Origin of the sequence: Paenibacillus vietnamensis (assembly GCF_020169515.1) — a bacterium.
Classification (GTDB): Bacteria; Bacillota; Bacilli; order Paenibacillales; family Paenibacillaceae; genus Pristimantibacillus; species Pristimantibacillus vietnamensis.
Genome location: NZ_JAHMHW010000001.1, coordinates 415,746 through 433,715, shown reverse-complemented (window position 1 = coordinate 433,715; position 17,970 = coordinate 415,746). Strand labels below are relative to the sequence as shown.

At 47.1% G+C, this 17,970-nt stretch carries 15 protein-coding genes, 2 pseudogenes and 1 riboswitch; of the genes and pseudogenes, 11 read left to right on the top strand and 6 right to left on the bottom strand.

Annotation, left to right across the window (positions count from 1 at the left end; genetic code table 11):
- Window positions 1-40: 40 nt before the first annotated feature.
- The 4 genes from kdpB to KP806_RS01715 form a co-directional block, all read right to left on the bottom strand.
- Window positions 41-2,074: a potassium-transporting ATPase subunit KdpB gene (kdpB, locus tag KP806_RS01730; RefSeq protein ID WP_224721824.1), complete on the bottom strand. Its 2,034-nt coding sequence runs from the start codon at window positions 2,072-2,074 to the stop codon at window positions 41-43.
- Window positions 2,075-2,096: 22 nt separating this feature from the next.
- A complete protein-coding gene (gene kdpA / locus KP806_RS01725) occupies window positions 2,097-3,776 on the bottom strand; it encodes a potassium-transporting ATPase subunit KdpA (RefSeq protein WP_224721823.1) in 1,680 nt (559 codons plus the stop codon).
- Between the two features lie 41 nt (window positions 3,777-3,817).
- The gene (kdpF, locus tag KP806_RS27945) at window positions 3,818-3,895 is read right to left on the bottom strand and encodes a K(+)-transporting ATPase subunit F (RefSeq protein WP_224722407.1); all 78 of its coding nucleotides are present in this window, start codon (window positions 3,893-3,895) and stop codon (window positions 3,818-3,820) included.
- A 126-nt stretch (window positions 3,896-4,021) separates the two neighbouring features.
- Entirely contained in the window at window positions 4,022-4,426 is a 405-nt protein-coding gene (locus tag KP806_RS01715) for a hypothetical protein (RefSeq protein ID WP_224721822.1), read from the bottom strand.
- A gap of 114 nt (window positions 4,427-4,540) precedes the next feature.
- Window positions 4,541-4,702, bottom strand: a riboswitch (cyclic di-AMP (ydaO/yuaA leader).
- 401 nt (window positions 4,703-5,103) lie between these two features.
- Here KP806_RS01715 and KP806_RS01710 point away from each other — a divergent pair.
- The 11 genes and pseudogenes from KP806_RS01710 to KP806_RS01665 all read left to right on the top strand — a co-directional run bounded on the left by KP806_RS01710 (window position 5,104) and on the right by KP806_RS01665 (window position 15,114).
- Window positions 5,104-6,639 (top strand): ATP-binding protein, encoded by a 1,536-nt coding sequence (locus KP806_RS01710; protein WP_224721821.1) that lies wholly within the window; start codon window positions 5,104-5,106, stop codon window positions 6,637-6,639.
- 17 nt (window positions 6,640-6,656) lie between these two features.
- A complete protein-coding gene (locus tag KP806_RS01705; RefSeq protein ID WP_224722406.1) occupies window positions 6,657-7,358 on the top strand; it encodes a response regulator in 702 nt (233 codons plus the stop codon).
- 164 nt (window positions 7,359-7,522) lie between these two features.
- Window positions 7,523-8,887: a TrkH family potassium uptake protein gene (locus KP806_RS01700; protein ID WP_224721820.1), complete on the top strand. Its 1,365-nt coding sequence runs from the start codon at window positions 7,523-7,525 to the stop codon at window positions 8,885-8,887.
- Window positions 8,888-8,899: 12 nt separating this feature from the next.
- A complete protein-coding gene (locus KP806_RS01695) occupies window positions 8,900-9,565 on the top strand; it encodes a potassium channel family protein (protein ID WP_224721819.1) in 666 nt (221 codons plus the stop codon).
- 17 nt (window positions 9,566-9,582) lie between these two features.
- Entirely contained in the window at window positions 9,583-9,708 is a 126-nt protein-coding gene (locus KP806_RS27525; protein WP_263575524.1) for a hypothetical protein, read from the top strand.
- A 223-nt stretch (window positions 9,709-9,931) separates the two neighbouring features.
- Window positions 9,932-10,273 carry an ArsR/SmtB family transcription factor gene (locus KP806_RS01690; protein WP_224721818.1) on the top strand — a complete coding sequence of 114 codons (342 nt, stop codon included), beginning with the start codon at window positions 9,932-9,934 and terminating at the stop codon, window positions 10,271-10,273.
- Window positions 10,251-10,889 (top strand): MIP/aquaporin family protein, encoded by a 639-nt coding sequence (locus tag KP806_RS01685; RefSeq protein WP_224721817.1) that lies wholly within the window; start codon window positions 10,251-10,253, stop codon window positions 10,887-10,889. The genes KP806_RS01690 and KP806_RS01685 overlap by 23 nt, the downstream gene beginning before the upstream one ends.
- A 13-nt stretch (window positions 10,890-10,902) precedes the next feature.
- Complete coding sequence (arsC, locus tag KP806_RS01680; protein ID WP_224721816.1) at window positions 10,903-11,325, top strand: arsenate reductase (thioredoxin); 423 nt, start codon at window positions 10,903-10,905, stop codon at window positions 11,323-11,325.
- A gap of 2 nt (window positions 11,326-11,327) precedes the next feature.
- Window positions 11,328-11,801 carry an ArsI/CadI family heavy metal resistance metalloenzyme gene (locus tag KP806_RS01675; RefSeq protein ID WP_224721815.1) on the top strand — a complete coding sequence of 158 codons (474 nt, stop codon included), beginning with the start codon at window positions 11,328-11,330 and terminating at the stop codon, window positions 11,799-11,801.
- A 738-nt stretch (window positions 11,802-12,539) separates the two neighbouring features.
- Window positions 12,540-12,881 carry an ArsR/SmtB family transcription factor gene (locus tag KP806_RS01670; protein WP_224721814.1) on the top strand — a complete coding sequence of 114 codons (342 nt, stop codon included), beginning with the start codon at window positions 12,540-12,542 and terminating at the stop codon, window positions 12,879-12,881.
- A gap of 15 nt (window positions 12,882-12,896) precedes the next feature.
- Window positions 12,897-15,114: pseudogene (locus KP806_RS01665) on the top strand (heavy metal translocating P-type ATPase).
- A gap of 110 nt (window positions 15,115-15,224) precedes the next feature.
- Here the strand turns inward: KP806_RS01665 and KP806_RS27940 are convergent.
- A complete protein-coding gene (locus KP806_RS27940) occupies window positions 15,225-16,685 on the bottom strand; it encodes a family 43 glycosylhydrolase (RefSeq protein ID WP_397376354.1) in 1,461 nt (486 codons plus the stop codon).
- Between the two features lie 279 nt (window positions 16,686-16,964).
- Window positions 16,965-17,654, bottom strand: a pseudogene (locus KP806_RS01655) (sialidase family protein); the annotation flags it as partial.
- Window positions 17,655-17,970 lie beyond the last annotated feature (316 nt).

Here is a 17,970-nt window from a genome sequence, read left to right as displayed (position 1 = left end):
CTTCTTTCAGCTTGGATATGGGCTATGCGAATCGCAAACTTCAGATCCATACATGAACAAGCAAATCAATGAATTTGATGCCGATGAACGGGGCTACCACCCCTCCCAAACCATAGACGACCAGGTTGCGGCTAAGGAGGCGCGAGGCATTCATAGGTCGATATGCAACACCTTTCATCGCCAGCGGAATCAGCAGCGGGATGATGATAGCGTTAAAGATGAGCGCCGACAGAACCGCCGACAACGGTGAGCCGAGCTTCATAATGTTCAAGGCTTCCATCTCGGGGATAGCGAGCATGAACATCGCCGGAATGATCGCAAAATATTTCGCAATGTCATTGGCGATACTGAAGGTGGTCAAGGCGCCGCGTGTCATGAGCAGCTGCTTGCCGATCGCAACCACTTCGATAATTTTCGAAGGATCGGAATCGAGATCAACCATATTGGCTACTTCCTTTGCCGCCGTTGTACCGCTGTTCATCGCCAATCCGACATCGGCTTGCGCCAGCGCCGGGGCATCATTCGTACCGTCTCCGGTCATGGCCACCAGCTTGCCCTCCGCTTGCTCCCGGCGGATGACGGCAATTTTATCCTCTGGCTTGCTTTCGGCGATGAAATCGTCAACTCCCGCTTCTCTGGCGATCGTCGCTGCCGTCAATGGATTGTCGCCGGTGCACATGATCGTTTTGATCCCCATCTCACGCAGCTGGTCGAACCTCTCCCGCATGCCGGGCTTCACCGTATCCTTCAAATAAATGACGCCGAATATTCGGTTATCAACCGCCACAGCCAGAGGAGTACCGCCTTCTGAGGCAATGCGGCTGGCATGCCGGTCCAAATCCTGCGGGATGGCCCCGCCTTGCGCAGACAGCCATTTCCGGATGGCATCGACCGCCCCTTTACGCACTTGGCGCGCATCCTTCAAATCGATGCCGCTCATTCGTGTTTCCGCTTTGAATTCGACGAAGCTGCCGCCTTCACCGAGCGCCTTATCATAAGTCTTTCCGTTTTGCTTCATCCACTCGAGCACCGAGCGGCCTTCCGGTGTCTCATCTTGAACGGATGAGATCGCTGCCCAGGCAGCCGTCTCGTCCGGACTTGCCTCTCCGACCGGCACAATGTCGCTGGCCATCCGGTTCCCGAAGGTAATGGTTCCGGTTTTGTCCAAAATCATCGTATTAATATCGCCCGACGCCTCGACCGCCTTGCCGGACATCGCAAGCACATTGAACTGCGTAACCCGATCCATACCTGCGATGCCGATGGCCGACAGCAGTCCCCCGATCGTTGTCGGGATCAAACATACCAGCAGGGCGATGAGTACAGGGATTTCCAAGTCAATGCCGGCATATGCGGCAATCGGCCGCAGCGTTACGACGACAATCAGGAAAATAATGGTCAGACTAATCAGCAGTGTGTTCAATGCGATTTCGTTCGGCGTCTTTTGCCGCTTTGCTCCCTCAACCAGCGCGATCATCCGATCGATAAACGTTTCGCCGGGGTCGCTTGTAATTCGCACTTTAATGCTATCGCTGATGACGCGCGTGCCGCCCGTCACGGAATTGAAATCGCCGCCCGCTTCCTTGATTACCGGCGCCGACTCGCCGGTAATGGCCGATTCGTCTACAGAGGCCAGACCTTCTATCACCTCTCCGTCGCCTGGAATCATCTCGCCTTGCGAGACGACAACAATATCGCCTTTACGCAATTCGGTAGAAAGTACGGTTTTGATTCCGCTGCCAACCACCTTATTGGCCGTAATTTCTTTTTTGGTTCGCTTTAACGTATCTGCCTGCGCCTTGCCTCTGCCTTCCGCCAGCGCTTCGGCGAAATTGGCGAACAGCACCGTGAATAGAAGAATTAGAAATACCGTAAGATTAAAGCCGATGCGGTCCTCCGCGTCGAAAAATCCGGGAAATACCGTCATCAGCAGTACGATGGCCGCGCCGACCTCAACGACGAACATGACTGGATTTTTGATCATCACCGCCGGGTTCAGCTTGATAACGCTCGCCTTCAGGGCTTGAGCGACAATCGGACCGGAGAACAGGCTTTTGTTTCGTTTTTCGTTCATGGCAGCATTTCCTCTCTTTTTATTAGCGGATCGTCAAATGTTCTGCGATCGGACCCAGCACAACTACCGGAAGGAACGTCAGCGCGCCGATCAAAATGACGGTTCCGATCAGCAGGAACGTGAACAGCGCATTATCCGTACGGAAAGTGCCAATCGTTTCCGGTACCCATTGCTTGCGCACCAGCGACCCGACGACGGCCAGCATAGCAATCATCGAAATATACCGTCCGAAAAACATCACAAGCCCGGTTGAAATATTCCAAAACGGCGTATTGTCCGCGAGCCCCTCAAAGCCGGATCCGTTGTTTGCCGCCGACGACGTATATTCGTAGAGCACTTGCGTTATACCATGAAATCCGGAATTCGAGATCGATCCCTTGCCCAGATCAATCAAAAAGGCTGCCGCCGTAGGGGCAAGAATAATGAACGGATGGGCCAAAATCGCAACCGCAATCAGCTTCATTTCTCGCGGCTCGATCTTTCGGCCAAGAAACTCCGGGGTTCGGCCGACCATCAGTCCGCAGATGAACACGGCGAGTATCGCGTACATCAGCATATTCATCAGCCCGACACCCTTCCCGCCGAAAACGACGTTCAGCATCATCTCCGCGAGCGGCACCAAACCGCCAAGCGGAGTTAGCGTATCGTGCATGTTGTTGACCGTTCCGGTCGTCGCCGCCGTCGTCACAGCGGTAAATAGCACAGACTGGGCCATGCCAAAGCGTACTTCTTTCCCTTCCATGCTGCCTTGCGAAGCATCGATGCCAAGGTCGTTAAGTGCCGGATTGCCGTTCTTCTCCGCGGTATACGCAACGGTCAAGAACACCAGGAACAAGATCATCATCGCCGAAAAAATAACCCAGCCTTGCTTGCGGCTTTTTGCGAATCTGCCATACATGAACGGCAGCGACGCTGGCAACGCCCACATGGACAAAATCTCGATTACATTAGTCAGCGGATTCGGATTCTCGAACGGATGCGCCGAGTTGACGCCGAAGAAGCCGCCGCCATTCGTGCCTAGATGCTTGATCGATTCCAGTGAAGCAACGGGACCGATCGCAATTTGCTGCGTCGAACCTTGCAATGTGGTGATGGTTAGCGTAAGGTCAAGCGTCTGCGGCACTTGCAGCGCAACCAGTACCAATGTGATGATCGTCGAGAGCGGCAGGAAAATACGCGTATGCGCCTTGACAAAATCTTCAAAGAAGTTGCCCAACGACTTGCCCTTGCTCGTAATACCTCGAACGAACGCAACTGCGACCGAAAAACCTGTAGCCGCCGACGCAAACATCATCATCATGATGACGGCCATCTGCGAGAAGTATGTCAATCCCGTTTCACCGCTATAGTGCTGCAGATTCGTATTCGTTATGAAACTGATAATGGTGTTCATCACCAGCGTCGGCTCCATATTGCCGATGTCGCTCGGATTCAGCGGCAAGCCGCTTTGAAGCCGCAGCACCGCGTAGCTGATTGCCACGAGCACGATGTTGATAGCGATAAAGCTGAACGCGTACCGTTTCCAGCTCATGCCTGTACGCTGCTTCACCCCGATAAGCGCGAAAATCGGCTTCTCGACCCACCGGAATACTCGATCCGTGAGATTGGGTTCATTCGAGAAGACGTGATACAAATAATCCCCAAGCGGTTTGGCGATCAGCATCAATACGCCAATCACGATTACGATTTGCAAGATGTCCATTTCCGTTCCTCCTCGGCATGAGCGGCCTTAACCAAAATCCGTTAAAATTTTTCCGGATGAAGCAAGGCATAAATCAGGTAGATCAGCAATGCACCCGTAAAAATCAATATGATCGTCATTCCCGTTCGCCTCCCGTATCCTCTACCGTTCTCCCGCACCAGACGACAAATCCGGTCACCAGTGCAAAAGCTGCGACAAGTGTAAGCACCATCCAAATATCCAGCATCACAGCACTCCTCCAATGGTTAATCTATTTGGCTGCCGAGCAGAAATCCTACTTCCCCGGTTTGCGTGTGAACGACATTGGCAGCACCTAGTTTTTTATAAATAACCTTTGGGTGCCACATCGTAGTAACAACTGTCACCGCCTTGCAAGGCCACCGGGACACAAGCTGCAAGTATGCGCAAGTGAGCGGCAAACTGATCTCAAAAATGAATACGCGGCCGATCGGAAACTTGGGTATCTCTCCAGCTTTGTTATGGATGGTACTGACACGTAAAATCTCGTTTACTCCGATATCCTTCAATAGCTTTTCTTCCCGCTTGTTATTGGTCATGGCCGCTACCGGCACTTGTCTGTAAAGCAGCAGCCGAATGAATTTTCTCCCCGCTTCAGTGGATGCAGCCACCAAAATACGACGTTGTTCCATACGCTCCTCCTCCGTTTTCAGAAAGAAGGCAACAATAAAGAAGCCTTGGAAAAGAGGACCCTCTTCCGCAGCTTCTCCATCATGACGTAGTCGTCCTGATCGGCTAGCGACAAGTGTTGCCTCTTCGTACGCTTACGAGGTTAGCTGACGGATTCGGGCGCGAGAGTCGCCCTACGACCGGCATCTTGATGCCGGTCGATTCACCCCATGAAGCCGATTCCGACTTCCTTTGGTTCCCCCGTTCCTTTTCGTTAAAGGATTCAGCGTTGTTTTAAGTCATTATTCGGGCGGTGAGAGACGCCACGTGTTAAATTTGTCTTTGACAGTTCCGCACGAATCGCTCTCACACGATCGGCGGTCTGCCAATGACTCCTCTGCTGTTTCACCAGGCCATGGTTTGAATCGAACAGCATTTCAATTCATGGAATGAATATTACTCCTTGCTCAGATCTCTGTAAAATGCCGCTAGCCGAATAACCGTGTAAATATTGATCTGTAGGTCTGGATTTAATTGTTATGAAGGATAAACCTGCACTTTTCTTGCAAAATCTCTTGATTATAAGACTATTCACGCCTTTTATGTGATTTTTACACCCTGTTTGATTCCTTTTATTTCTTTTTTACATTAGATTAGACTATAGAAGGAACGTCAACCGGGATAACAGGAAGGAGTATACATGCATAAGCTGAAACCTTTAAACCGGAGATGGATTCCATACGCGAGCGTAACCTTGCTCATAGCTGCCATGACGGGGGTATTGTATCCATTCGGACTTGCTTTGGATCTGGTTAATGTAGCGCTTCTTTTTTTATTTCCAGTGCTTTTGAGTGCCGTCTTGTGGGAATTGCGTCCCGCTCTCTACGCCGCTGCTCTGGGGGTACTTTCGTTTGATTTTTTCTTTGTTTCTCCTGTTTTAAGTTTTTCCGTAGCTGATTTGCGCTATCTGATTTCGTTCGGCGTCTACCTGGCTGTAGCCGCGCTAACGGCCAGTTTGGCCGCTAGACTGAAACGACAACTGCACTACTCGAAACAAAGAGAAGCGCATACAGCCGCGCTTTATGAGCTTAGCCGACAGATGAGCGATATGACTGAAATTCATTCCTTATTGGAGAACATCTCGAGTCAAGTCTCGAAAATGATCGGTTCGGAAATCGCCATTTACTTGCCGGATGACGCAAACCGTTTGGTGTTATCCCACCATTCCGATACTCAAAGCGATTGGGGACAGGGAGAAGCAGAAAAGGTAATGGCAAAGTTAGCGTTTGATCATGGCGAAGCAGTCGGCTACGGTAGTCGTACCTTGAGAGAGGCTTCGGGCTGGTACTTGCCTTTGCGGACGGAAGGCCATGTACACGGTGTTCTGGCACTGCATTTGGAAGAATGGAAAAGTGAGGTCACAACTGAACAACAGCGGATGCTGGAAGCCATCGGCGGCTTGGCAGCCAGCGCCATCGATCGTGTGAAGCTTGCAGAAGAAGCTAAAATTGCTCATTTGACAGCTGAATCGGAACGGCTTCGCGCCGCTATTTTAGATTCTGTTTCACATGAGCTGCGTACCCCATTAGCCGCTATAATCGGCTCGGCAACCGGACTCATCGAAAACGATCATCTTTTTACTACGGAGGATCGGAAAGAATTGCTCATGACGATTCGAGATGGCGCGCTTCGGATGAATCGGTTAGTGATGAATCTGCTAAGTATGGCAAAACTGGAAAGCGGGATGCCGCGTTTGCGGAAAAATTGGTGCGATGCGGAAGATCTCATTGGGGTGGCCTTGGCTCAAGTGAAAGACTTTCAACAGAATCGAAAGCTGCGAGTGCATTTGCCTGATAACGCTCCAATGGTACTGGGTGATGAGGTTCTGCTGGAGCAAGTATTGGTCAATGTGATCAGCAACGGGATCAAATACAGTCCTGACTATACTGAAATCAATATCGAGGTTTATGTAGAAGAATCTAACCTTGTTATCGCCGTTGCCGATCAAGGAATCGGGCTCAACAACGATGAGTACGAGCGGATTTTCGAAAAATTTTACCGCGCACAGGCCACCAAGCATGTGACAGGTACGGGATTGGGACTGGCGATTTGCAAGGGGATTGTGGAACTTCACAACGGCACCATTTCGGGAAAACGAAATGCTCCTCGGGGAACCATCATTACAATTACGCTTCCTCTACATAAGCAAAACGAAGCAAGTAATAATATTTTATGAAAGAAAAATGGAGGGTGATGAGAATGAATGAGCAAAAAAGCTGTATATTAATTGTCGATGACGAGCAGCAAATTCGCAGGCTTCTGAAGGTGACCTTGCAGGCTCATCAATACGCCATTCACGAAGCCTCCACGGGAGAAGAAGGCCTGCAGCAAGCCTCCTTGATTTGTCCGGATTTGATTATCCTCGATCTTGGATTGCCGGATATAACCGGAATGGAAGTTCTGCAACGGATGCGAAGCTGGTCGAGCGTGCCCATCATTGTGCTGACGGCTAAAGATCAAGAGGAAGACAAGATTACAGCACTTGATAGCGGAGCCGACGATTATGTTACGAAACCATTTGCCATGGGAGAACTGGTTGCCCGAATTCGTGTTGCTCTGAGGCATGCCACCCAATCCATAAACGACCCCATTCTCCGGATCGGCGAATTGGTTATCGATCTTGCGCAGCGCATTGTGGAATTGAATGGAGAAAGAATAAAGCTGACACCAACCGAATACGACCTTCTTAGAATTTTAGCGATCAACGCCGGGAAAGTCGTCACCCAACGACAGTTGCTCCAGCAAGTGTGGGGTGACCATCACAATCCATCCGACAGCCACTACGTTCGGGTGTATATTGGCCACCTGCGTAAAAAGCTGGAGGAGGACTCAACTCAACCCCAATGGATCGTTACTGAGCCTGGAGTTGGATATCGTCTTCTTTCTCCGGATTAAAGACCAGGAAGCTTCAACTCGGATTAGCTAAAGTGATTTTCATGAACAACACATATGGGTATTAAATGAAATTGAAATGACATAATAAAACCAGCTTTCTTCACTCGATCCTCTATTTTACAGTCACGTAAGAGTGCTTCGCAAATAAGGAGATGTTATTGATTATGGTAAAGTCAAAAACCTTCCCGCTGCGCCACATATCTCCTCCACAGGTACTGGCACTTGGATTTGCTTGTATTATCTTTTTAGGTGCCTTTCTGTTAACGTTACCGATTTCTTCAGAAGACGGTTCACCCACTTCATTTATAGATGCTTTGTTCACCGCCACATCTGCAACCTGCGTCACCGGTCTCGTAACCGTCGATTCGGGTACGCATTGGACCAAGTTCGGGGAAATCGTCATCATTACCTTAATACAAATAGGCGGTCTTGGGTTTATGACGATGGGTACTCTTATCGCACTGCTTTCCAGGAGGAAAATCTCCCTTAAAGAACGGCTGATTTTGCAAGAATCACTAAATCAGACAAGCATGGAAGGCATTGTACGGCTTATTCGCAAAGTACTGCTATATGCATTAGTTATCGAAGGTGCAGGAGCCTTGCTGCTAACGATTCGGTTTGCGTATGATATGCCCTTCGGGCAAGCTTTGTATTATGGTATCTGGCATGCCATATCGATGTTTAACAATGCAGGATTTGACCTTTTTGGCCCCATCACCGGGCCCTTTAGCAGTTTTACAAGCTACGTCTCCGACCCTCTGGTGACTTTTGTTGTAACGAGCTTAATTATTCTCGGAGGGATCGGCTTTATCGTTATTGCAGATGTTCTTGAGTACAGAAAACGTAAAAGCAATAAGCTGTCGCTGCATTCAAAAGTTGTTCTAAGCATGTCCGCAGCCCTGCTTATTATTGGCACGATCGTTATTTTTATATTTGAATTCAGCAACCCCAATACATTACAGCCGCTTGACTGGGGATCTAAGCTTTTGTCGTCTTATTTTCAGTCGGTTGCACCGCGTACCGCTGGTCCGAATTCTTTGGATCTCGCTGCACTTCGTCAAGCGACACAATTTTTTATCATCATACTTATGTTTATCGGAGCATCTCCCGGTTCAACAGGGGGCGGAATAAAAACAACAACTTTTGCGATCCTGATAGGCGCAATGATTACGATGATTCGCGGCAGAGACAATATCTCTATATACCGGTACCGGCTAGCGCAGGACAGGATATTTAAAGCCATTACGCTCACAATCATAGCTATGTTCCTTGTCGTGTTTGTGACGATGATTCTTACCACTACGGAAGATGCTCAATTTTTAAAAATACTGTTCGAGGTGACCTCAGCTTTTGGCACGGTAGGTCTCAGTTTGGGTCTTACGCCGGAACTATCGGTATTAGGTAAAATCATCATTGCTTGTATGATGTTCATTGGCAGATTAGGGCCCGTAACCTTGGCGTATGCGCTAAACCCTAATAAAGAGAAGGAATTGTACAAATATCCTGTAGGCAAAATCACTATCGGGTAAGGAGACTAAACTATGAGGAAAAAACAACAATATGCTGTTATTGGCCTGGGACGGTTCGGAAGCAGTGTCGCCAACGAGCTTATCAATCTTGGATACGAGGTATTGGGCATTGACCGGAATGAGAAAATTATCGAAGAAGCTGGGGAACGTTTGACTCATTCTATTATCGGCGATACGACTGACGAAGAAGTTTTGAAAGCAATAGGCATTAGGAACTTTGACTGTGTAATTGTTGCAATTGGAGATGACATCGAGGCAAGTATTATGACCACTATTCTGCTTAAAGATCTTGGTGTACCAAAAGTGGTGGCCAAGGCACTATCCGAACTCCATGGCAAGGTTCTTCATAAAATGGGCGTGGACCGTATTATCTTCCCTGAACGTGAAATGGGTGCACGAGTAGCGAACCAGATTGTATCACCAAATTTACTGGACTATATTGAGCTATCCAAGGATTACACGATTGCAGAGCTGTCTGCAACAAAAAAAATAGCAGGGCGTTCTTTGAAGGATTTAGACACAAGAGCAAGACATGGCTGCAGCATTGTAGCGATCAATAACAAGCACGACATCGTCATTGCTCCAACAGCCGATTCCGTTATTGAAGAAGGAAATATTATGGTTGTAATCGGCACGAATGAACAAATTGATAAGTTCGAAAGTGTCATTAACAACTGACAGGAGGAATGAGTTTCATGGTCAACGAGACATCAATCATGATTCATCATGTACTGTTCCTCCTCATTCTGATATTTGCAGTAGGTGTAATCTCCGGAAAAATTGCCAAAGCGGTAAAGTTACCGGACGTTGCCGTTTTTTAGTTTCGGGTATGATTTTAGGTCAGGTTAATTAGAAAACGGGCCATAATCCTACGTGGCTCCGTTTTTTTGCATAGTTCATTAGGAAAAATTTTTTCAAGCAGAAACTTAACGAAATAATCAATTTTTTTTGATTAAGCAATTGACTTAAGAGAAGAATGATGATACATTCAATCCAGCTAATAAATCAAAAAAAGTTGATTAACAAAAGAAGGTGATGACCTCAATGAACGAAGTTTCATTCAAAGACTATGAATCCAAATTTAAAGCGCTTGCCGATGAAAAACGGCTTCAAATCATGTATGAACTTACTCAGCGCGGAAACACTTGCGTTTGCGATCTCACTGAAATTTTTGGAATGTCTCAATCCAAGCTGTCTTATCACCTGAAGATCTTGCTTGATGCCGGGTTTATTACGAAGGAGACGCATGGCACATGGAGTTATTACGAAATTGATCAAGAACAGGTTAGCCATATCCTTTCAGAGGAGCTGTGCTGTATTTTCAAACCAGCTCGTTCTGGTAATAGCTGCTGCGGAGTGACAAATGAAAAAGAAACTAATTGCTGAGTTTATCGGTACGTATTTTTTAGTTTTTGCCGGTCCTGGGGCCATGGTGATTGAGGAGATCACTAAAAGTATCACACATGTAGGAGTTGCCCTGACCTTCGGGCTTGTTGTCACGGCGCTTATCTATACGTTTGGTCATATATCAGGCGCCCATTTTAATCCTGCGGTAACGATTGGATTCTTCGTACGGGGAGATATTTCGCTACGAGATAGTTTGTCCTATATCGTTACTCAGTTTATAGCGGCGATCGCTGCTGCCTATACGCTTTTTCTTTTGTTTGGCAATGTCGCGAGTTTAGGCGCTACCCTCCCCCTTTCGTCAGAAAGCCAATCGTTTGTTTTGGAGTTTATTTTGACGTTTGTCCTGATGACTGTCATTTTGGGGTCGGCTGTACATGGTAAAGCAGTGAAAAGCTTTGCCGGCATATCGATTGGCGCTACTGTCGGACTGATGGCGATGTTCGCGGGGCCGATCTCTGGAGCATCAATGAATCCCGCACGTTCACTGGGTCCTGCACTAGTGTCAGGAGCTGTGCAGCATTTGTGGTTATACGTAGTGGCTACTGTCCTTGGGGCAATCGCTGCTTCATTGGTTTATAAAACACTGCATGAATAAGGAGCTGAATAAATTGGAGAAGAAGTTAGTTTATTTTCTTTGTACGGGTAATTCCTGCAGAAGCCAAATCGCAGACGGATTTTTGAAAGCGCTGGGGAGCAAACACTACGAAGTCAAAAGCGCCGGTCTTGAAGCGCATGGGCTAAATCCTCGGGCTGTTCAAGTGATGGATGAAGCTGGTGTTGACATTTCGCGGAATACTTCCGACGTAATTGACCCCGAAATCCTGAAGCAAGCAGACTACATTATTACCCTTTGCGGTCACGCGAATGATCATTGCCCAGTAGTACACAACGATAAAGCGCAAAGATGGCATTGGGGCTTCGAAGATCCGGCGAAAGCGACCGGTACGGAAGAAGAAATCATGGCAAAGTTTCGAGAAGTGCGGGAATCCATTAAAAATCGCATTGAAAAATTTGTGAAAGATGGTGAATGAGCATGATTAAGCGAATGCACGTAGCGGTAAACTGCAGCGATCTTCAGAAATCTCTCGACTTTTACAAAGCTTTCTTTGGCACTGAGCCAACAAAGGTAAAAGAAAACTATGCGAAATTTGAGCTGGATAATCCGGCACTCCATTTTTCCTTAAATGTCCGTCCCTTTGAAAAGAACGGCGTACTTAACCATCTGGGATTTCAAGTCCATGATACCAAAGAGGTTCTGGCAATTGGTGATCGCCTTCGGGAATCGGGGCTCCTTCTGATCGACGAAATGAACACGACCTGCTGCTACGCGGTACAGGATAAGGTTTGGGTTCATGACCCGGACGGCAATGCATGGGAAATCTTTCACACAAAAGAGGATTCAGAATTTGAAAGTGCTGGAGAACCGCGTGACGTGTCGCTCTGCTGCGCCCCGCCCTCTGGTCCGGTAACTATTGAATTCGGTTCCTTTAAAAAGGGAAAATGTTAAACGCTGACGGAAAATGATGGTCAAGAAAACAGCGGGAGTCAAGGATGATATTATTCGTCCAAGGCTGCCGCTGTTTTTTATATTGGGGTTAGTCATGGATGGATTGGGCTCCTCATCGTACCTGTGGTAAATAACACAACCGCCCAAAATAGGCCACTATGGGGCAGGTCATTCATACGATGAATACTGTATAACGTTAAATTAATTCGAAGGAGTACGAATATGCAACCCCATATGTTAATGCCCACAGGAAGACTACTGCAAATACTTCATCATTGCGCAACTATATGTTTTATGACCAGCGACAAGCTTCTCAGCAGATCTGATGCACATACAAGGCGGTCCCAAATTAAATTATTATCCGATTGCGCTGCCATTTGTGAGGTATGTGCAAAATTCATCTCAAGCAACAGCCTTCTAATGAAGTCCATTTGCGAATATTGTGCGTATGTTTGTGAAGTCTGCGGCCATGAATGTTTGAGGCATCCGGATCAGGAATCTCAAATGTGCGGCCGGATCTGTTTAAATTGTGCCAAGGAGTGTCGCTTATTTGCGATGCAGCATGGCGGTTAAAATGTTCATGCCTATCTGAGTCCCTACAAAATATGGAGACTCAGGTAGGCTTTTCTTTAGCCGCCGTAGAACCTCCGCTGATGAATCGAATTTGACAATCATATTAGTGAATGCTAATATAATTCATATTAGTAGTTACTAATATGATGGTAAGGACGTGAAGTAGTGGGGAAATTTAGCCTTGATGTTAAAGCAAAGTTCATTCGTGGCTTTAGTGATAAGACAAGACTTCAAATACTCGAATCCATCAAATATAGAGAAAAGACCGTATCACAAATTGTAGATGACCTTAAAGGAAATCAGTCCAATATTTCGCAGCACTTGGCTTGTCTAAAAGGTTGTGGAATCATCGTTAGCCGACAAGAAGGAAAATACATATATTACAGCTTGAGAAACGCAGAAATTGCTCAGTTACTGGACATCATGGAAGCCGTTTTTGTCCAGGTGGAAGAAGAAGTCGCTGCCTGTGAGAGAAACGATGAGTTGGATTGCTGCCAGAAACCATAAGGGAGGTACCCCGTTATGAGCGAAGATAAAGAAAAAAGCAGTTCCTGCTGTACCGATCAAAGTTGTTCCTCCCCCTCCCCCTCCCCAACCTCTGGTAGTCCTAAAGAAATCAAATTCAAGAAAAGTCTTAAGATACAGCAGAAAGGAAAGGCCCGGACCTACAGCATCGCAGGAATGGATTGCAGCTCTTGTGCGTTAACGGTTGAAAATCACCTGAAATCTCACCCTGAGGTGAAATCTGTAAGTGTCAATTTTTCGTCAGGGAAAATGACGATCGAACACGACAATACGGTTGAAGATATCATAAAAGAAGTATCTAAGGCAGGATACAAAGCCTCTCTTGTTTCGCGAAACCGATCTGGTGAAGTGAAACAAGACAATTCCGGGAAAAATCGTGTTGTTTTATCAGGAGTCTTCTTGCTGATCGGTTTTATCGGGTCGTATTCGGGCGTTTCTGAAATCCTGATTAATGTTCTCTATGCAGCAGCCATTGTCCTTGGTGGTTACAAGCCGGCAAAAAGCGCCTTTTATGCGGTGAAAAGTCGTTCGCTTGATATGAATGTGTTGATGACAGCGGCTGTTCTTGGTGCTGCCGCGATTGGAGAATGGTTCGAGGGTGCAACCGTGGTTTGGCTATTTGCGTTAGGCAACATCCTTCAGGATCGGTCTATCGAAAAAACACGCGACTCCATTCGAAGCCTGATTGATTTAGCCCCTCCTGAAGCATTTGTTAAAAGCGGTCAACACCTCATTCGAAAGCCCGTCGAAGAAATTTCGGTTGGAGAAATCATTGTCATTAAACCGGGAGATAAAATCCCCCTAGATGGAGAAGTGATCAGCGGCGAATCCAGTGTTAATCAGGCTCCGATAACAGGCGAATCCATTCCAGCAGATAAGCATCCCGGTGATCCGGTGTATGCAGGAACGATCAATGAACATGGATCTTTAGAGATCAAGGTAACAAAGCTCGTTGAAGATACGACGATTTCCAAAATCATTCACCTCGTTGAAGAAGCTCAAGAACAAAAAGCGCCAACGGAAGCTTTTGTAGACAAGTTTGCCCGAATTTATACGCCAATCGTTTTTATATCAGCCCTATTTGTTATGCTTATTCCCACCGCTCTTTCTTCCAGGTACTTGGGGGGAATGGTTTTATAAAGGACTGGAACTGCTCGTTGTAGCTTGTCCTTGCGCTCTCGTTATTTCCACGCCTGTGGCAATCGTGTCCGCAATCGGTCATGCAGCCAGGAATGGCGTTCTGATTAAAGGTGGAGCCTTCCTTGAGGTCGCAGGAAGGATAACAGCGATTGCCTTCGATAAGACAGGTACTTTAACTGAAGGCAAACCACGAGTTTCTCAAATCATAACGACGGGAAAGACTGAAGGCGAATTATTATCCATCGCGCATACCTTAGAGGAGTATTCTACACATCCGATTGCGAAAGCCATTGTTGATTATGCGAAAGGTAAAGGGTTCAATGCCTACCAGGGCGAGAAATTTAGAAACTTTGTCGGTAAAGGCGTCGGGGCTATGATTGATGGGCAAGAATACTTTGCCGGAAATCTCAAACTGTTTCAAGAATTAAACAACCCGATGGGGGGAATTGAATCACAGATCGATATTCTCCAACACGAAGGTCACTCCCTTGTGATTGTTGGCACGCAGGAAAAAATCCATGGCGTAATTGCTGTTGCGGATAGCGTTCGGGAGACTTCTGTTCAAGCGGTTCGCGATCTCCATAGAGTCGGAATAAGTCAAGTTATTATGCTTACAGGTGATAACGAAGGCACAGCAAAAAAGGTGGCGGCTCAAACGGGGGTTCATCGATATTTCGCTGAGTTGTTGCCTGAAAACAAGGTAAACTTGATAAAACAGCTGCAAGATGAAGGTCACTTTGTTGCAATGGTCGGCGATGGCATTAATGATGCGCCTGCTCTTGCAGCGGCCAATCTAGGGGTAGCTATGGGTGGCGCCGGGACAGATACTGCCATGGAGACTGCGGATATTGTTTTAATGGCTGATCATTTAGAGAAACTCCCCCATACGGTAAAGTTAAGTCGTAAGGCCATTCGAATCATTAAACAGAATATCTGGTTTTCGCTCATGATTAAGGCAGCTGCCTTAATTCTTATCTTTCCGGAACTGCTGACATTATGGATTGCGGTGATTAGTGATACGGGAGCAGCCTTGATCGTCATATTGAACAGCATGAGGTTGCTTAGATTCAGATGAGTCTAAAGCTTCTTTTTTTACTTCTAAAAACATGAAAACGCATGATGCTCTAATGAAAATGCGAGACAGAACGGCTCAAATCGTTTTGTCTCGCATTTTTATATACCGTGTTATTCTTCCTTTGCATCCGCTACGGGGACCCCGAAATTCGGTGTACCGTCCTTGTTCCATGTGAAGACTTGGGCGCGCGTATGCCGGTTCGGATCATACAAGGGATCACCTGCAATTTCTTTGTAATTGCGGGCATGGTAGACAAGCACATCCCGTTTGCCGTCTTCGGAAACCGTAAAACTGTTGTGTCCAGGTCCGTATTGACTCGTTTTTGGATTGCTTTGGAAGACAGGCGTTTTGGATTTGCTCCAGGAAGCTGGGTCCAACAAATTGCTCGACTCGTCAGCCGTGAGCATACCCACCGCATAGTTCGCATCCGTAGCGCTGGCGGAATAGGTCATGAAAATTTTGCCATTCCTCTTCAGTACAGCCGGCCCTTCATTCACCCAAAACCCGATAATTTCCCAAGGCAATTCCGGCTTCGAAAGCATAACTTGCTGTCCTTTTATTGTCCAAGGATTTTCCATCTCGGCAATATACAGGTTAGAGTTGCCATAGATATCCGGATCTTTCTGTGCCCACACCAAATACCGTTTTCCGCGATGCTCGAAAGTAGTCGCGTCGATCGAGAACGTTTCCCACTTCGTCCGGATAGGCCCCTTTTCTACCCAAACTCCTTCCAATGGATTTGCAGAAGTGTTTTCCAGCACGTAAATACGGTGATCGAATGGAGCATCCGTTCTCGCTGCCGCAAAGTAGATGTACCATTTTCCGTCGATAAAATGGAGCTCCGGCGCCCATATATGCTTGCTCATTGGACCGCTTTCCCGTTTCGTCCAAACGGTGACGGGCTGCGCTTCGCCGAGTCCCTGAATCGTCTTCGCACGACGTAATTCGATCCGGTCGTACTCGGGAACCGACCCGCTAAAATAATAGTACCCGTCCTCATGCTTGTACACCCATGGGTCAGCGCGCTGCTTAATGATCGGATTTTTATATTCCAAAGCCGTTCCGGCTAACGTTTTGCGAACGGCCCCTTTATCCGTTTTATATACCTCTATGACGTCAAGATCGGCATTGCCTGTATCATAAGAAAATTGTATCGTGTTATCTCCCTTATTCAGATCGGTTGTAAACGATACCCATAAATACCGATCCCAATTTGCCGTTGGAGGATAATCAAGCGTGAATCCCTGTCCGTTATTAATATGGACTTTATGGGTACTTTTTTGTTCCGTACCGTTTGAATATCTGACATTTACGGTATACGTTCCGCTGGACGGCGCTTTTATTTTAGTGAATTTGACAGTGCTGTCCGGGTAATTTATAAACTGTACCTCTTGTCCGTTAGACCCGTCTACAACCGTCCCCGCCTGAACGTGATTCAATGCTGCCTTTTCCGCTTCATACCGATTTGCATGAAGAGGAATGGAGCCGACACGAATATCGTTTCGCCGTGTTGTAAGATTTTCAACATTCGTGGCTTGGTAAAGGGTTAATCCATCGACACTTGTATCCATGCTTTGGCTGTACCCCGGAAAATAACCGGCATAATCGATCGCGTCATAAGTAACGGCCATAGGCAGCCTTTCCCAGTTTCCTTGCCCCAAATTGTAGTTAATAAAAAAGTTTTGTCCGCCGCTAACATGACCCGATGGATCAAGCCCCCATTTTGCTGCAACGATAATAGCACCATTAGGTCCGCCGACAGGAACCCACTTGGCATAAGGCGATGATCCGATCCCTCTTCCGTCGCTCAATTGGATGGGGGTTCCCACATCCGACGCATTCCAGGTCACCCCATCATCTGAAAATTTAAAGTATACCGGCGCGGATTTAAAGGTTTGGTCCGGGCGGTTCACGATTTCGTAGGTGGCCATATATTTGCCATTCGGCAGTTTAATGACGGTTATCATGCCGGGACGGTCATTTTTATTTGGTATAGCTACCACATTGACCACAGGCCCCCACGTTTGTCCGCCATCGGTTGATTTGCGAAGGACCAGCGCCTGCAAGATGTTCTTGGATTTCTGCCGTTCGTCGGAGTAATACACAACAAGGTTTCCTGAACGATCCAGCCCCATAAACGGCTCCCATATCGTTGAAGTGGTTGAAACAGGAGTCGGATCGTATAATACAAGTCCGCCGGTATCGACTGTGCTTAAAAACGTCCACGTAGAGCCGCGATCGGTGCTCTTATAAATAACGATTCTTGAACTGGACTTGTCCTCAGGGAAAATGTTGCCTGCCAATAGTATCGTACCCGGTGCAAGATTGCCGACCTGCTGCGGAACCTCAAAAAGTGCAGGCTGTGACGTCCTCGTCGTATGGAAGCGATCATCTCCGATATTTGCTGCCAAAGTCCATGTGGCACCATTATCCGTGCTTCTATAAATCGGGTAAACTTGTCGTCCGTTTACTTCAACCAATTGATCAAAAGTGACTAGCAAGGTTCCATTATGGGGACCGTTATGCTTTAAAGTAATCATACGCGCATACGTTGTTCCCGCTTGATCAAAGGTTTGCGATGGATCCGGCGAATAGACAAGCACGCCGTTTCCGACAGTTGGCGCTTTCCCGGATGCAGGTTGAGAAACCAACAAAATAGCAGCCATCATTAAGAAAATGAATATTGGAAAAATTTTTTTCGCCGATTTCAAAATATGGTTCAACATGGAACTCACCCCTTATTAAAGCATTTTTTACGCTTTTTACGGAGTGTAGTGTAACCAAAACAAACGATGACGATACCGAAACTATAGAAAACCCAGCCATTAAATTTTTACTATGGTTGGGTTTAGAGTA

Coding starts and splice junctions, on each gene's coding strand:
- KP806_RS01705 (WP_224722406.1), top strand. CDS start 6,657: ATGAGAATGAATGAGCAAAAAAGCTGTATATTAATTGTCGATGACGAG.
- kdpB (WP_224721824.1), bottom strand. CDS start 2,074: ATGAACGAAAAACGAAACAAAAGCCTGTTCTCCGGTCCGATTGTCGCT.
- KP806_RS01710 (WP_224721821.1), top strand. CDS start 5,104: ATGCATAAGCTGAAACCTTTAAACCGGAGATGGATTCCATACGCGAGC.
- KP806_RS01675 (WP_224721815.1), top strand. CDS start 11,328: ATGATTAAGCGAATGCACGTAGCGGTAAACTGCAGCGATCTTCAGAAA.
- KP806_RS01690 (WP_224721818.1), top strand. CDS start 9,932: ATGAACGAAGTTTCATTCAAAGACTATGAATCCAAATTTAAAGCGCTT.
- KP806_RS01700 (WP_224721820.1), top strand. CDS start 7,523: ATGGTAAAGTCAAAAACCTTCCCGCTGCGCCACATATCTCCTCCACAG.
- KP806_RS27940 (WP_397376354.1), bottom strand. CDS start 16,685: ATGGATACAAGTGTCGATGGATTAACCCTTTACCAAGCCACGAATGTT.
- KP806_RS27525 (WP_263575524.1), top strand. CDS start 9,583: ATGGTCAACGAGACATCAATCATGATTCATCATGTACTGTTCCTCCTC.
- kdpA (WP_224721823.1), bottom strand. CDS start 3,776: ATGGACATCTTGCAAATCGTAATCGTGATTGGCGTATTGATGCTGATC.
- kdpF (WP_224722407.1), bottom strand. CDS start 3,895: ATGACGATCATATTGATTTTTACGGGTGCATTGCTGATCTACCTGATT.
- KP806_RS01685 (WP_224721817.1), top strand. CDS start 10,251: ATGAAAAAGAAACTAATTGCTGAGTTTATCGGTACGTATTTTTTAGTT.
- KP806_RS01695 (WP_224721819.1), top strand. CDS start 8,900: ATGAGGAAAAAACAACAATATGCTGTTATTGGCCTGGGACGGTTCGGA.
- KP806_RS01715 (WP_224721822.1), bottom strand. CDS start 4,426: ATGGAACAACGTCGTATTTTGGTGGCTGCATCCACTGAAGCGGGGAGA.